The following is a 15,419-nucleotide window of genomic DNA, read 5'->3' as shown; positions in this document are numbered from 1 at the left end:
CGGCATAAATCAAGAAATCTGGAAACAACAGCGGCCGAAAGTCCAAAATCTCCGCAGTGGCGACTACTCCTTTGATCTGTGCATTTAGGCTCAACTTATATGAATCCTTATTTGCTGGTCCACAACGCCACACGGTCCTGCACATATTTGGTGTAGCCTGCTTCCATTTTTTTAACGCCGGCTTTCTCCAGATCGGCCATATAATCATCCCAGATTTTATCGAATTCAGCCGGTTTGGCCAGAATCGCCTGCGGGATGCGCTTCCACGTAATATCCTTCATTTTATTACCCAGAATGGAGACTTCATCCTCACCGGGAATCGCAATGTTCCAGGCTGCGCCGTATGCTTTTTCCTTGAATTCCTCTTCTTTGGGGAACAGGTCTTTCCAGGTCGTGGCTTTGTAAGCCGCCAGTGTTTCTTTCTCAACATCGCTATAGCCCAGCACAAGCTGCTCAGGGAAGTTCTTGGTGTAGTAGTTGCCTGTAGCATCCTTGGCTCCGTCGCCGTAGTGAACCATCATGTTCCAGTAGAAGCCAATGCCTGTTTCCTTGGTGAAGGCGGTATTATCATTGTTAATGCGGTCCTGAACTTCGGCTGGCACCACCCGTTTGCCGTTCTCCACTTTGTAGTGTTTGCCTTCAATGCCCCAGTTGTTCAGTATCTGTCCCTCGTCGGAGGCCAGGTAATCCAGGAACTTGATCGTGCGGACCGGATCAGGATTAGTGGAGGAGATTGAGATTCCATAGCCGCCCATGAAGCCGGTAGGCCAGAAGCTGGTTTCTTTGTATTCTTCGGTTAAGGTGACAGGGTAGTGTCCGTAGGTCTGCTCGAATTTGCCCGCAGTCTTCAGAGCCTGCTGCGCGTCATTGTAGTCCCAGTCCTGGTCGATCAGGCCGAGTACGCGCCCTGTTGCCACTTTGGCTTTGTACTGGTCGTATTTCTGTACGAAGCTCTCCTTGTCGAGCAGGCCGATATCATTCATGTGGTTCAGCCAGCGGAAGTATTCCTTCTCCTCCGGGCGGCGGAAGTGATAGATCGCTTCGTGAGTCTCCTGATCAATGAAATATTCACCGTCATCGGAGCCGCCTGTTGTCGCAACCGCAGGGTTGGTTACAGAAATGTACATATGCCAGTCGTCTGCGTTCAGGGATACACCGATGTTTTTGTTGCCGTTCTCATCGGTAGGGTGCTTCTCCAGATAGGCCTTAATGACGTTCTCATAATCCTTGACCGTCTTGATCTCCGGGTACCCGGCTTCCTTCACCACCCGGTGCTGCAGCTCGAAGCCGCCGCCGGCCACGAATTTCTTCTCATCCACGGCTGCCCAGGTCGGGATGGCATAGATCGACTGGTCTTCATTGGTGTATTTGGCCCGGGCCAGATTCTCGCCCAGCACCCGCTTGATGTTGGGGGCATGCTTGTCGATCAGCTCGGTCAAGTCAATGACGGCACCGGCATCGACCAGCTTGCCGATATCGCCTTTGGCCGAAATAATATCGGGATATTCACCGCCGGCTGCAATCAGCGCAATCTTCTGCTGCGGATCACCGACAGCGAATTCGGCATCGAGGGTAACGCCTGTTTTTTGCGTAATGACGGTGCTGACCTCATCCTTCATGTTGTTCCAGTTCGGATTGGGGTCTTCCGCGAAGAAGGACAGAGTCAGGGGACTTAAGTCTTCGGCTGCCTCCGTAGCCTCTGCCGTTGCCGTAGCGTTGCCGCTGTTCGTGGCTTTGGCACCGGTATTCTCAGCCGTATTCTTGTTGTTATTGTTGCCCCCGCCGCAGCCTGCCAGCACACTGAGCAGCAAGGTCAGAACCATCAGCACCACATACGGTTTCGCTGTCTTTCTTGTCATGAATAGAAACCCTCCCTTTGTCTGGTGAGAACATATTGTATACAGGCCGGGGCCTGAGGATACCGCTGATTAAGGCGCACTAGCTTTTGACCGAACCCAGCGTCATGCCTTTGACGAAATAGCGCTGCAGGAACGGATATACAATCAGAATAGGTACGGTGACGACGATGGTAATGGCCATTTTGACGGATTCAGGGGAGATCTGGGCCATCACTTCGGTCATATTCCGCCCGCGGAAATTATCCGCGTTGGTGGTGGTGCTCTGAATGACCTTCATCAGCTCGAACTGCAGAGTGGTCAGGGAGTCCTTCGAGCCGTTATACAGGTAGGTATCAATCCACGCATTCCACTGGCCGACCGCCAGGAACAGGGCGATGGTCGCCAGCGCAGGCTTGGTTAGCGGCAGAATGACACGCCAGTAGATAGTGAAGTCATTGGCTCCGTCCAGCTTGGCGGATTCCTGTAAGGCATACGGCAGACCGTCGATGAAGGAACGGATGACGAACACGTTGAAGGCGCTGACCAGACCCGGCAGGACATACACGCTGAAGGTGCCCATCATATGCAGATCCTTAATCAGGATGTAGAAGGGGATCAGACCTCCCGATACGTACATCGTCAAGGCCAGAAAGGTGGAGACGAACCTGCGGGCCTGGAAGTCCACGCGGCTTAAGGTGAAGGCCAGCATGGAGGCGCTGATGAGTCCGAGCAGCGTTCCGATCAGGGTGCGCAGGACGGATATTTTGAACCCGGTAATCAGTCCCGAGAAGGCGAAGATCGTCTCATAGTTCTTGAAGGTGAACACCCGGGGATAGATCGTAATCCCGCCCTTGATGCTGTCCGTAGAGTCATTGAAGGAAATCGCCAGCACATTCAGAAAAGGGTACAGCGTGGCAACGGTCACCACAGTAATCGCAAGATAGACAACCAAATCGAAGATGCGGTCCGACCAGGATGCGGCGGCCAGTTTTTTGATTCGCATAAGGGCCTCCTATATGATGCTTTCCTTGGTTATTTTTTTGAAGATGCCATTGGCGGTAAAGAGCAGAATCACACTCACCACGGAGTTGAAAATATTAATGGCCGTTCCGAAAGAGAACCGTCCCATGCCAAGCCCGTAATTCAGCGCATACAGATCGAGGGTCTGCGAATAGTCACGCACCAGATTGTTGCCGAGCAGGAACTGCTTCTCGAACCCGATGCTGATGAGATGGCCGATGGAGATAATGAGCAGGATGACAATGGTCGCCCGGATGCCCGGCAGTGTAATGTTGCGTACCTGCTGCAGCCGGCTGGCCCCGTCTACCCTGGCGGCTTCGTACAGCTCCGGTCCGATCCCCGAGATGGCGGCGAGATAGATAATGGTGTTCCAGCCGGTCTCTTTCCAGACATCCGATGCGGTAACAATCCCCCAGAACAGGTTGCCCTTCGCCATGAACTGGATCGGTTCACTGATTATATTAAGGCCCATCAGCAGGTCATTCACAGCCCCGTTGTCGGTGGAGAGCATCTTGGTAATGATCCCGGCGGCAACCACCCAGGACACAAAGTGCGGCAGATAAGAGACCGTCTGCACAAAGCGCTTCAGCACCTGCAGTCTAACCTCGTTCAGCAGAATAGCGAAGACGATAGGAATGATGAATCCCGCCAGCAGTCCCATAATGCTCATCGCGAGGGTATTGCGCAGGGCATTGAAGAATTGCTCATCCTGGAACAGCTCCCGGAAGTACTGGAGGCCAACCCATTTTTGCTCGAAAAAGGATTTGCCCGGCTTATACTTCTGGAAGGCCATCATCCACCCCCATAACGGCAGATAGCTGAAAACAAACGCCCAGAGCACAAAAGGGACAGCCATCATATAGAGATATTTCTGCTGCCGGAACTTCGCCCAGAAGCGTGTAGCTGGGGTTCCCGGCTTCGGCTTCGTCATGGTGGTAATCGCTTTCATTTATGTCCCTCCTTCGATATAGCTTTATCATAATCTCCCGGCAGGCCAGGGAACACCCGAAGATTTAAGTGTAAAAACAGGGGGGAATCAGTTATTTTCGTAAGCGCTTTCTGAAAGGTCATTTTCATGCTCCGTGTCTTTTCTCCGGTAAGCGGAGGGAGAGATTCCTGCTATTTTTTTGAACTTCTCACGAAAATAATCGACATCGCTGAACCCGACCTTGCTGGCCGCCTGATGGATTTTGGAGCCTTGATCCAGCAGCTCCTTGGCCTTCTCTATACGGATGGTATCCAGATAAGTGTTGAAGGAGCAGCCCATGCTGTTCTTGAACAGCTTGCCAAGGTAGGCACTGCTGTAGGCGAATACATCTGCCAGAGTCTCCAGCTTCAGATTCTCGTCAAAATGCCGGTGGATCAGATCGACCATCCGCTTCATCAGCACATCCATATCGTCACGGGTAATCCCGGCTGCATATTGCTCCAGCAGACCAGAGATATAACGCTGGAGCTGGGGGAGAGAGGTATGTCTGTAGATTTGCTGGATTTGTCCGTCCATTCGGGTCTGGGCAAGGCCCAGCTCCTTATAATGAACAGAGAGCTTGCCCGATATTGAAGTGACTGCCCGGACATAGTAGGATTTCACCGCCATCTCGGACCATCCGGCAGCCGTCATGAGGCCGCCTGCTTCCTGAATCAGGGAAGGGATCGCACTCAGGTTACCGGTATCCATGGCGAAATACAGCCGGTCCATCACCGGGGCTAGGCGGTTCTCCGTATCCTGGGGATTCGCAGGCGGCCCCAGCTTCAGCTTCAGAGAATCCGGGCCGATCATCCCCGGCTCATCATAGAAGAAATGCTCCTTCATCCGGGCCAGCGCCGACTGATGGGAGACCGGGAGTCCGCCCAGACTATCCACCCTGTCCCCGGCGGTGATGATACACTCCAGCCCCTCTGCGGCAGCGGCTTCACGGATATGCTGGGCCATTAATTTGCTTACAAGCTCCTTCTGATAAGAGGGCTGAAGCAGTACGCCGAGATAAGAATCCAGTGAGAATACAATGCCCCAGTTGTTCTCCTCGAAGCTTACGGCAAGCCTGGACTTGACGCTGCTGGAAGGCCCGTTGTCCGCATGATCCTGCAGCAGCAGCCGGATCAGGACAACCTGATAGGAATCCCAGAGCAGCCCCGATTGCTGAGCTGACTCCATCAGAGCGGGTGCGGGCTGCACGCTGCTCTCCATCAGCAGGGATTGGGCGAGCATCTCCCGGCTCCAGACCTTAACGGCAGCATGATTCTTGCGGTCTGTAGTCCGCGCGTCCAGTATGCCGGACAGGTTGGTGAGATACACCTGCAGTTCATCTTCGTCCACCGGCTTAAGCAGATAGTTGTCGATATTGTAGGATAGCGCACGCTTGGCATAGCTGAAGTCGGCGTAGCCGCTCAGGATGAGGATATGCAGATCCGCCTGATCCTCCCGCAGCTCCCCGATCAATTCCAGACCGTCCTTCCCGGGCATACGGATATCCACAATCATCAGATCCGGGGAGTACAGCTCGACCTTATGCCTGGCTTCAATCGCGTTGGCCGCCGTGTCCACCACCCGGAAGCCCAGGCTCTCCCAGTCCAGCAGAGTGACAAGTCCTTCACGGATAGACAATTCATCATCAACAATTAACACGCTATACATAGGAATCACTCCTTAAAGGGATGGCGAAGCTAATCTGTGTGCCGTATCCGCTCTGGCTGGCCAGAATCAGCCCGCATTCCGGGCCGTAGGTCAGCTTCAGCCGCAGATGAATGTTACGCATTCCAATGCTGTGGGACTCATAGTCATCCTTGTTGTCCAGCATCTCGCGGAGTTCATCAAGCCGCGCGTCGGAGATGCCGACTCCGTTATCCGATACCTGAACCTTCAGAAGATCATCCTCCACCCGGATATCGACCCTGACCATGCCGCCGTCCATCCGGTCCTCCAGACCATGAATGACACAGTTCTCCACCAGCGGCTGGATAATCAGTGGCGGAATCCGGACCCCGTTCGCTGCCGGATCTACATACAATTCGTAGGCAAGCCGGTCATTGTAGCGGAATTTCTGGATCACCAGATAGCAATTGACGGTCTCCAGCTCACTTTGCAGGGTGATCCTGCCGCCGGCGACCTCTAAGTTTTTGCGCATCATCTTGCCCAGCAGCCGGACAACCTGTGCAATATCGGTCTGGCCGCGGGTGTGGGCCTTCATGCGGATGGATTCCAGGGCATTGAACAGGAAGTGGGGGTTGATCTGGCTGGCCATCATCTTGAATTTGATCTCATTCTGCTTCAGCTCGATGGCATTCTTCTGCCGGTTGGACTCCTGCACCTCACTCATCAGGTCGTTGATATTGCGCACCATATGGTTGAATTGCCGGGCCAGCTGGCCGATCTCATCTTTGCCGTCGATCACAAGCCTTGCTGCCAGATTCCCGGAGGCGACCTTAGAGATATGCTTGCTTAAGTGCAGCATCCGTCCGGTGAGCAGCCGGGAGAAGTAGTAGATTAGGATGATTGCGAGAAAGAGGGAGGAGAGGATGACGGATGAGGCCAGGGAGATAATCCGGTTGGGCTCGCCCACAATATCCTCTACCGAGAATATCGAGATAATCCGCAGGCTGTTCAGGCTCCCTCCGGGATGCCAGTCATCAATCAGCATTTTGGAGGGCTTGCCGTCAATCGTTATGTCCGCCAGTCCATGTCCGGTAAGGGAGGACAGCGGCTGGAGGTTGATGTCGCCCAGTGTCTTGCCAAGCGTATCCGCACGGTTGGAGGCGACGATGTTGTCATTCTCATCGACAATAATCGTCTCGAAGGTCTCCTGGTTCAGGATACTGTTAAGCTGGTTCGAGTTGACATTCACGATCAGTACGCCGGTGGTCCGCTGCTTCAGGAAATCCACCTTGCGGATCAGGCTGAGATAATACTGCCCGTTGCGGTTGTCGCGGATATAATTCCAGAAGACCAGTCCTTTCTGGGCGAGGGCAAGCTGGTACCAGGGCTCCTGTGTGACGGACGGATCAGCCTGGAGGAACTCCCAGTTATTCAGCACCGTCGGGTTGTCGATGTACAGCCGGATGCTGGAGATTTCATTGTACAGGCGGACAAAATCCCGGAAGTCGGGATAATCCCAATAGGCCTGCACCACATCGTAGACCGATTCATAGCGGTGGTTCGCGGCCTCCTCCAGCCGGCTGTCGTTGGATAGACGGTAAGCGATGTCCAGCGGAACGTTCAGCATCTCGCCGGTTCTTTTTTTCACCCGGTCGACGTTGGCCGTAATCTGCTTCAGCGCATTGTTCATCGCCATATTCCGCAGCTCACTGGTCAGGAACACCCCCACAATTAACACCGGAACCAGGACGACGCAGCCGAATGAGAGGAAAAGCTTGGTCCGGAGCTTCAGGTTGTTCATCAAGGTGATGATACGCGTGTACACGAATAGAATCCCCTCCGCATGTGATTTTGTGATAACGCTTACAGTAGAGTATATCGTGATAACTACTGCTAATAAATGTAACTCATTTGGCTTTTTTTGTCTTCTGTTATAGGGTTGGGGAGAAATATAATGAAGGGATGAAATATAATATCCATATCATAGATGAGGTGCGGTTATGAAAGAGAGAACCTTTGTCCTGGCACCCGATTCCTTCAAAGAGAGTATGAGCGCGAAGGAAGTTTGTATGGCGATGGAAGCCGGACTTCGCAAAATATACCCAGGCGCATCCTATATACATGTCCCAATGGCAGATGGGGGAGAAGGGACGGTGCAGGCTCTTGTCGATGCTTCCGGCGGAGAGATTCACTATGCGCAGGTAGCAGGGCCGCTGGGACAGCCGGTGACGGCAGCCTACGGAATTCTTGGTGACGGCCAGACAGCGGCAATCGAGATGGCCTCGGCCAGCGGGATTGGGCTGGTGGATAAGGCTGAGCGGAATCCACTGGTCACCACCACTTATGGGACGGGCGAGCTGATCCAGGAATGTCTGGACCGCGGCATCCGGAGAATTATTATCGGCATCGGCGGAAGTGCAACCAATGACGGCGGTGCAGGAATGGCCGAAGCGCTGGGGGTGAGGTTGCTGGATGAAGCGGGAGAGCCGCTCCCGCGCGGAGGCGGCAGTCTGGGCCGGCTGGCCAGAGTCGACATTACCTCCCTTGATGCCAGATTGCAGCAGGTCCAGCTAATAGTCGCCTGTGATGTGACGAATCCGCTCTGCGGCGACGAGGGAGCATCAGCCGTATTTGGTCCGCAAAAAGGGGCTACGCCCGATATGGTTCAGCAGCTCGACACCAATCTGGCCCACTATGCGGCGGTTGTGAAGCAGCAGCTTCACAAGGATGTGCGTGATCTTCCCGGAGCCGGTGCAGCCGGGGGGCTTGGTGCAGGTCTTATGATCTTCACGCAGGCGACGCTGCAGAAGGGAATCGAAATGATGATTGAATATACGGGACTCAGAGAGAAGCTGGTGGAAGCTGACTTTGTATTTACAGGCGAGGGGGGCATCGACTTCCAGACGAGACTCGGCAAAACCCCGTATGGCGTAGCCCGCACCGCCAAAGCCAGCGGCAAGACCGTAATCGCCTTGGCCGGATACATCGGCGAAGGCATTGAGCCGCTCTACTCGGAAGGCATCGGCGCCATCTTCGGGATTGTCCCGGGCGCATCAAGCCTGGAGAAGCTGCTGGCCGAAGGACCGGCCAACGTCGAGCGCACCTGCGAGAACATCGCCAGATTACTGAAGCTTAGCGAACAGGACTAATTTTTGAATGGGATTGCCCCGGGAAGGTTCCCGGGGCAGTCTTTTGGAATTATAGTATTTTTAGGTTTATAGGTTGCACTTTACAAATGTTCCTGCTATTTCGTGCTATTTCTCGCTATTTCTTTCTATTTATTTCTATTTCTCGCTGTTTCTCGCGCTACAACGCAAGCAGTTGGATTTTCTCCACTTGCTGATGGACGAATCCACGCTGCGAGAACAGGAGTTGGATAAACAGCACTTAAATCCTCGCATTTCACCCAAAGTAGCTGAATCGGCCACCAGTAGATGCTCTTTATACACTTCCTTACCCACAATCCGCCGAAACCGAGAGATTAAGATACGTTTTTCCATTTGCTTGCAGGCGGGGGGCGGTAGCGCTTCAGCGTTCCTTCGGCATCCCCCCGGCGTTCCCTCGGCATCCTCCCCGGCATTCCCTCAGCATCCCTTAATTGGATCTAAAGTTGCACGTTACAAATGATCCTGCTATTTCTCGCTATTTCTCACGCTGCAACGTAAGCAGTTGGATTTTCTCCACTTGCTAATGAACGAATCCACGTTGCGAGAACAGGAGTTGGTTAAACAGCACTTAAATAACCGCACTTCACCCAAAGTAGCTGAAACGACTCTCAGTAGATGCTCTTTATCCACTTGCTTCCCCATAATCCGCCGAAATCGAGAAAATAAGCTACCTTTTTCCACTTGCTCGCGGGCGGGAGGCGGTAGCGCTTCAGCGTTCCCTCGGCATCCTCCCCGGCATTCCCTCAGCATCCCTTAATTGGATCTAAAGTTGCCCGTTACAAATGTTCCTGCTATTTCTCGCTATTTCGTGCTGTTTCTCACGCTGCAACGTAAGCAGTTGGATTTTCTCCACTTGCTGATGAACGAATCCACGCTGCGAGAACAGGAGTTGGATAAACAGCACTTAAGTCCTCGCACTTCACCCAAAGTAGCTGAATCGGCCACCAGTAGATGCTCTTTATCCACTTCCTTACCCATATTCCGCCGAAACCGAGAAAATAAGCTACCTTTATCCACTTGCTTGCGGGCGGCGGGGGCAGCATCCCTTAGGTGTTCCCTCGGCATCTCCCCGGCGTTCCCTCGGCATCTCCCCGGCGTTCCCCCGGCATCCTCTGGCGTTCCCGCAGTCTCCACAGCTTCCCCCGCTACTTAGCCCTGAGCAATACCCGCCCGGCTGAAAATCTCCTTCAGACTCTGCTCATGCTCCGCACTCCAAGCGCCCGGTGAAGCCAGGCTGTAGGTGGATACCTGGACGCCGGATAGACGAACCGCTTCTTTGATAGAAGCGATGAAAGGATCATCTATGCCATACAGCGCCGGAATTTCAACGATCTGCTTGTTGAACTGAAGGACGCCTGCCAGGTCCCCCTTCTTGAAGCTGTCGTACACGCCAAGCATCAGCTGCGGAGCGAAGTTTGCACTGGCAGCGATCGCCCCGTCTCCACCGGCAGCCAGTGTTGGCAGCAAATATTCGTCAAAGCCGCACAAGACGGAGAAGTCAGGACTCACAGCCTTGACCTGCATGATCATCTGCCGGATATGGCTTAGCTGGTCCACGGTTTCCTTGATGCCGGCTACATTCGGATACTTTGCGGCAAGGCGGCTGACGAAGGCAGGACTCAGATCCTGGCCGGTCAGCGCCGGGAAGTTGTACAGCATGAGCGGCACATCGACCGCCTCCAGAATAGCAGCATAATGTGCGAACAGCGCGTCTCCGCTCAGCTTATAGTAATACGGATTAATGACGACGATGCCGGTTGCTCCGTGTTCAGCAGCATGGCGGGACAGCCGGAGGGTCTCGGAGACCGTGTTGCTGCCGGTGCCGATCCAGGCCGGAAGGCGGCCAGCGGTATATTCAAGGCAGAGCTCGGCGATCTCCTCGCGCTGCTCTGCGGTGAACAGGCTGAATTCTCCGGCAGTCCCAAGGAAAAACAGACCGTGAACCCCTTTTGAGACCAGGCTGTCAATCAGAAGCTTCATACCGGCTCGGTCGAATTTTCCGGACTGATCCAGAATCGTGGGAACGGGAGGAATTACACCTGCGGTGGGGTGGACAATTTTCATTTTATTTTTGCCTCCTGGTTTGGTATTATAAACACATGATTATTATAGTGAACTCGAAAGGCTTAATCAATGGATTTATGAGAGGGGAATGAAAGTGTGGACCAGAAGTATTGGGTTCCGGCGCTGGAACGGGCTGATCTGATTCTTAGAGCAATCTCAAGAACGCCCGGAGCGCATAAAATGACGGACCTGTGCGAGGAAACGGGCATTAACAAAAGCTCAATGTTCTCGCTGCTGCGCACGATGGAAACACTGCAATGGGTGGCGAAGGATGCGGGCGAGCGGTATGCGCTTGGTGCGGGAGTGTCCTACTATAACACGGTATACAATGAATCTCTTAAGCAGAACACGAATCTCGTGGAGCGGTTCCTGGCAGAGTCGGTGCAGAGTGTCAGGGCGGTGGGGGAGACTTTTCAGCTATCGGTGCTTGACCGGAATGAGATTATTTATCTGGCCAAGCAGGAGGGGCAATCCCTTGTGAGACTGGAGTCCAGTCCGGGGATGCGGTTCCCGGCACATGCGACAGCGATGGGCAAGATGATGCTGGCGCTGCTGCCGGAGGAAGAACTCGAACGGCGTTATCCCGGCAAAAGCTTATCTGCGGTGACCTCACACACGCTGACGGACTGGCCTGCGTTCACAGCGGCCTTGGCCGGTATTCGGCAGTCCGGCTATGCCATGGACCGGGAAGAGATTATTCAAGGCATCAGCTGTGTGGCTGCGCCGGTTCTCGATGCCGCAGGCAAGGTTATTGCTGCGGTAAGCACTTCAATGCTTCAGCATGCATTCACCGCGAAGCAGGAGGCTGCGGTCCGGGAGGTGCAGCGGCTGGCGAGGAAGCTCTCGTTGTGTTAAGTATTTTTGAGTCTTAGGAGTCTAGGTATCTTAAGCGTCATAGACATCTGTGTCATTACATTCTGAGGGAGAGAAGGAATTCATATGAGATTGACGGTGCAAGAGCTTATGAAGGAAGACGTTATTGAAGCTGTCCCTGTACATACCGCTGCCGAAGGACCGGCAGGCCAATTGCCGATTACCGGAGAGGTGCTGCGGAACGCCCCAAGCGGTGAAATCTTCGGCATGACACAGAATGCGGGGATGGGCTGGAATCCGCTTTTGCTGAACCGGCCGCAATATCTGATTCTCGGAACGATGGGCGGAATCCGGCGCGAGGACGGCAGTCCGCTGGCGCTCGGGTATCACACCGGCCACTGGGAAATCGGCGTAATGATGGAGGAGATCGCTGAGGAGATTACGGCCATTGAGGGGATTCCGTTCGCGGGTTATGTAAGCGATCCCTGTGACGGGCGTTCCCAGGGAACCACGGGCATGTTCGATTCCCTTCCCTACCGGAATGATGCAGCCATAGTGCTGCGGCGGCTGATTCGTTCCCTGCCTACCCGCAAGGGTGTGGTCGGGGTAGCCACCTGCGATAAAGGCCTGCCCGCCATGCTGCTGGCTATTGCCGGTATGCATAAGCTGCCGGGGATCATCGTTCCCGGCGGTGTTACCTTACCGCCGGTTGACGGGGAGGATGCCGGGAAGGTGCAGAGTATCGGGGCGCGGTACAGCAACGGGGAGCTATCCCTTGAAGAAGCGGCGGATCTTGGCTGCCGGGCCTGCGCGACGCCGGGCGGCGGCTGTCAATTCCTCGGCACTGCCGCAACCGCCCAGGTGATTGCAGAGGCGCTGGGCATGGCGCTGCCGCATTCGGCCTTGTCGCCCTCGGGGCAGCCGGTCTGGAAGAATATCGGCCGCCAGTCCGCCCGGGCGCTTCAGCAGATGGACCAGAACGGGATAGTAATGAGTGATATTCTTACGGACCAGGCGATACAGAACGCCATGGTGCTGCACGCCGCCTTCGGAGGCTCTACGAACCTGCTGCTGCATCTGCCGGCCATTGCCCATGCCGCAGGTCTGAAGGTTCCGACGGTTGAGGACTGGAACCGGATCAACCGGATGGTTCCCCGCCTCGTCAGTGTCCTGCCGAACGGTCCGGTGCCGCATCCGACCATCCGCGTGTTCCTGGCAGGAGGCGTTCCTGAAGTGATGCTCCATCTGCGGAAGCTGGGGCTGATCGACGAGTCCGTGCTTACGGTGACGGGACGGACACTGGGCGAGAATCTGGACTGGTGGGAGACCTCGCAGCGCCGGACGGAGATGCGGCAGCGGCTGCTGGAGGCGGACGGAGTAGACCCGGATTCTGTGATTATGAGCCCGGAAGAGGCCAAGCGTCAGGGCATGGCCTCCACGATGACATTCCCTACCGGGAATCTCTGCCCCGAAGGAGCGGTCATCAAGTCGGCGGCTATTGATCCTGCCGTCCTGGACAGTGAGGGAGTCTACCGCCATACCGGCAGAGTGAAGGTGTTCACTACAGAGAGAGCCGCCATCCGGAGCATCAAGCTGGGCATGGTTCAGGCCGGAGATATTCTGGCAGTCATCGGCCGTGGACCCAGCGGGACCGGCATGGAGGAGACCTATCAGCTGACCTCCGCGCTCAAGCATCTGCCTTACGGCAAATATGTCACGCTGATCACGGATGCCCGGTTCTCGGGTGTATCCACCGGAGCTTGTATCGGTCATATGGGACCGGAAGCGCTGGCGGGCGGTCCCCTGGGCAAATTACGGGATAATGACTGGATAGAGGTACTGATTGATACGGTGCGGCTGGAAGGAAGCGTGAATCTGGTGGGCGAAGGCGAAGAGCCGTTGTCCAAGGAAGCTGGCACCTTGATTCTGGCTTCGCGGACGCCGCATCCGGGCCTTGCAGTAGATCCGGGCCTGCCGGATGATACCCGGCTGTGGGCTGCACTTCAGGCGGCAAGCGGCGGAACCTGGCAGGGCTGTATCTACGATACCGACAAAATCATTGCCTTACTGGAAGCAGGACGGCAAGCATTGGGGGAGAAATAATGAGCCGAAACTTGATTCATAATCCGATACTGCGCGGATTTCATCCGGACCCGTCGATCTGCCGGGCGGGAGAAGATTATTATATTGCTACCTCAACCTTTGAATGGTATCCCGGTGTGCGGATTCATCATTCCCGCGATCTGGTGAACTGGCGGCCGCTGACTTATGCGCTCACCCGCAAGTCTCAGCTGAACATGGAGGGGGACCCGGATTCAGGCGGCATCTGGGCACCTTGCCTGACTTACGCTGATGGACTCTTTTATCTGATCTATACCGATGTCAAAAGCAGACAGGGTGCCTTCAAGGATACGCCTAACTATCTGGTGACTGCCGAGAATATCGAAGGTCCCTGGTCTGAGCCGGTGTATCTGAACAGCAGCGGCTTCGACCCTTCGCTGTTCCATGATGAAGACGGGCGCAAATGGCTGGTCAACATGCTGTGGGATCACCGCACCGGCAATAACAGCTTCGCCGGGATTGTGCTCCAGGAATATTCTCCGGCTGAGCAGCGGCTGACCGGTCCGGTCATTCCGATCTACAAGGGAACCGGGCTGAAGCTTACCGAAGGGCCGCATTTGTACCGGAAGGACGGCTGGTATTATCTCATTACGGCTGAGGGAGGCACGCAGTATAATCACGCGGTGACTGTAGCTCGCTCGAAGCAGATCGAAGGCCCTTATGAGACCGCTCCCGACAATCCGCTGCTGACCTCTGCCGGTAACCGTGAGCTTACGCTGCAAAAGGCGGGGCATGCCAGTCTGGTCGAGACGCAGACCGGAGAATGGTATATGGTGCATCTGTGCGGTCGTCCCGTGAAGGACAACTACTGCAACCTGGGCCGGGAGACCGCGATTCAGCGCGTCACATTCACGGCAGACGGGTGGCTTGCCCTGCCCGGCGGCGGGAACGCTCCTGCACTTACGGTGGAAGGCCCGGATCTTCCGGCGCATCCTTTTGCCGCAGCGGCTCCCCGCGACGACTTCGATGCTCCGCAGCTGGACGTCCGCTGGAGTACCCTGCGTGTGCCTGCCGATGATTCATGGCTTTCACTTCAGGAGCGTCCCGGAACTCTGCGCCTGCGGGGCAGGGAATCTATGAGCTCCATGCACCGCCAGAGCCTCGTTGCACAGCGCCAGCAGGCTTTTCATTGCAGCGCCGAGACTTCAATTGAATTCGAGCCGCAGCATTTCCAGCAGATGGCCGGTCTGATCGTCTATTATGACACGAAGGATTATCTCTATCTGCGGATCACTCACGATGAAGTCCACGGGAAATCCTTGGGCATCATCCGCTCCAAGGACGGGGTCTATGAAGATACCCTCACGCCTGAAGTTCCGCTGGAGCCGGGAGCAAGCGTAGGGTTGAAGGTGGTTATTGACGGCGAATGGGCGCAATTCTATTACAGTACCGGGGATTCCGCCTGGGAGAAAATCGGCGCTGCGCTGGAAATCTATCATCTGTCCGATGATTTCCCGGCCTATATCCGGTTCACCGGCACCTTCATCGGTATGTGTGCACAGGACCTTAGCGGGACGCTGCATCCGGCGGATTTTGATTATTTTGAGTACCGCGAGTTTGATGTACAGGAGTAGAGTAGACTGAGGATAGCTTCTAATTGCACTCTCTGCAATAGAATAAGGATAAAGAGGTCTGTGAATCGCATTTTAATGTATTTGCTGCAATAGAATTCGGTCATAGAGTGAATAAGCAGGTTACAGCTGCAAAAAGAAGACCGGGAGCATTGCTCCCGGTCTTTCAATATGGACTTAGACGTCTGCTCCATGGAGCATTCTATAATAGTACTCCACTGAAAAGGTACCG

The 15,419-nt window shown here is 54.9% G+C and carries 10 protein-coding genes; 4 read left to right on the top strand and 6 right to left on the bottom strand.

Going from position 1 to position 15,419, the window contains the following annotated elements; translation table 11 throughout:
* Window positions 1-107: 107 nt before the first annotated feature.
* The 5 genes from HQN87_RS07250 to HQN87_RS07230 all read right to left on the bottom strand — a co-directional run bounded on the left by HQN87_RS07250 (window position 108) and on the right by HQN87_RS07230 (window position 7,252).
* Window positions 108-1,859, bottom strand: a complete 1,752-nt coding sequence (locus tag HQN87_RS07250) for an ABC transporter substrate-binding protein (RefSeq protein WP_173129905.1) — start codon at window positions 1,857-1,859, stop codon at window positions 108-110.
* A gap of 79 nt (window positions 1,860-1,938) precedes the next feature.
* Window positions 1,939-2,841 carry a carbohydrate ABC transporter permease gene (locus tag HQN87_RS07245; RefSeq protein ID WP_173129902.1) on the bottom strand — a complete coding sequence of 301 codons (903 nt, stop codon included), beginning with the start codon at window positions 2,839-2,841 and terminating at the stop codon, window positions 1,939-1,941.
* A gap of 9 nt (window positions 2,842-2,850) precedes the next feature.
* Window positions 2,851-3,807 (bottom strand): ABC transporter permease, encoded by a 957-nt coding sequence (locus HQN87_RS07240; RefSeq protein WP_173129899.1) that lies wholly within the window; start codon window positions 3,805-3,807, stop codon window positions 2,851-2,853.
* 87 nt (window positions 3,808-3,894) lie between these two features.
* Window positions 3,895-5,493, bottom strand: a complete 1,599-nt coding sequence (locus HQN87_RS07235) for a response regulator transcription factor (RefSeq protein WP_173129895.1) — start codon at window positions 5,491-5,493, stop codon at window positions 3,895-3,897.
* Window positions 5,486-7,252, bottom strand: coding sequence for a sensor histidine kinase (locus HQN87_RS07230; protein ID WP_216857178.1), 1,767 nt, complete (start codon window positions 7,250-7,252; stop codon window positions 5,486-5,488). The genes HQN87_RS07235 and HQN87_RS07230 overlap by 8 nt, the downstream gene beginning before the upstream one ends.
* 199 nt (window positions 7,253-7,451) lie before the next feature.
* Here HQN87_RS07230 and HQN87_RS07225 point away from each other — a divergent pair, with 199 nt between their 5' ends.
* Window positions 7,452-8,600: a glycerate kinase family protein gene (locus HQN87_RS07225; RefSeq protein WP_173129889.1), complete on the top strand. Its 1,149-nt coding sequence runs from the start codon at window positions 7,452-7,454 to the stop codon at window positions 8,598-8,600.
* Window positions 8,601-9,767: 1,167 nt separating this feature from the next.
* Here HQN87_RS07225 and HQN87_RS07220 read toward each other — a convergent pair.
* Entirely contained in the window at window positions 9,768-10,682 is a 915-nt protein-coding gene (locus HQN87_RS07220; RefSeq protein WP_173129885.1) for a dihydrodipicolinate synthase family protein, read from the bottom strand.
* Between the two features lie 96 nt (window positions 10,683-10,778).
* Between HQN87_RS07220 and HQN87_RS07215 the strand changes: the two genes are divergently transcribed.
* The 3 genes from HQN87_RS07215 (at window position 10,779) to HQN87_RS07205 (ending at window position 15,190) form a co-directional block, all read left to right on the top strand.
* Window positions 10,779-11,537, top strand: coding sequence for an IclR family transcriptional regulator (locus HQN87_RS07215; RefSeq protein WP_173129882.1), 759 nt, complete (start codon window positions 10,779-10,781; stop codon window positions 11,535-11,537).
* Window positions 11,538-11,621: 84 nt separating this feature from the next.
* Window positions 11,622-13,598 carry a YjhG/YagF family D-xylonate dehydratase gene (locus HQN87_RS07210; RefSeq protein WP_436836458.1) on the top strand — a complete coding sequence of 659 codons (1,977 nt, stop codon included), beginning with the start codon at window positions 11,622-11,624 and terminating at the stop codon, window positions 13,596-13,598.
* Window positions 13,598-15,190 carry a glycoside hydrolase family 43 protein gene (locus tag HQN87_RS07205; protein WP_173129879.1) on the top strand — a complete coding sequence of 531 codons (1,593 nt, stop codon included), beginning with the start codon at window positions 13,598-13,600 and terminating at the stop codon, window positions 15,188-15,190. Before HQN87_RS07210 ends, HQN87_RS07205 begins: the two co-directional genes overlap by 1 nt.
* Window positions 15,191-15,419: the final 229 nt, after the last annotated feature.

Origin of the sequence: Paenibacillus tritici, assembly GCF_013204885.1 — a bacterium.
Lineage (GTDB): Bacteria > Bacillota > Bacilli > Paenibacillales > Paenibacillaceae > Paenibacillus_AQ > Paenibacillus_AQ tritici.
Note: the sequence above shows the minus strand (reverse complement) of the source record. Positions and strands in the feature narration are given on the sequence as shown.

Bases quoted from the DNA above. Each gene is read 5' to 3' on its own strand.
- HQN87_RS07250 (WP_173129905.1), bottom strand. From the start codon at position 1,859: ATGACAAGAAAGACAGCGAAACCGTATGTGGTGCTGATGGTTCTGACC.
- HQN87_RS07245 (WP_173129902.1), bottom strand. From the start codon at position 2,841: ATGCGAATCAAAAAACTGGCCGCCGCATCCTGGTCGGACCGCATCTTC.
- HQN87_RS07240 (WP_173129899.1), bottom strand. From the start codon at position 3,807: ATGAAAGCGATTACCACCATGACGAAGCCGAAGCCGGGAACCCCAGCT.
- HQN87_RS07235 (WP_173129895.1), bottom strand. From the start codon at position 5,493: ATGTATAGCGTGTTAATTGTTGATGATGAATTGTCTATCCGTGAAGGA.
- HQN87_RS07230 (WP_216857178.1), bottom strand. From the start codon at position 7,252: ATGAACAACCTGAAGCTCCGGACCAAGCTTTTCCTCTCATTCGGCTGC.
- HQN87_RS07225 (WP_173129889.1), top strand. From the start codon at position 7,452: ATGAAAGAGAGAACCTTTGTCCTGGCACCCGATTCCTTCAAAGAGAGT.
- HQN87_RS07220 (WP_173129885.1), bottom strand. From the start codon at position 10,682: ATGAAAATTGTCCACCCCACCGCAGGTGTAATTCCTCCCGTTCCCACG.
- HQN87_RS07210 (WP_436836458.1), top strand. From the start codon at position 11,622: ATGAGATTGACGGTGCAAGAGCTTATGAAGGAAGACGTTATTGAAGCT.
- HQN87_RS07205 (WP_173129879.1), top strand. From the start codon at position 13,598: ATGAGCCGAAACTTGATTCATAATCCGATACTGCGCGGATTTCATCCG.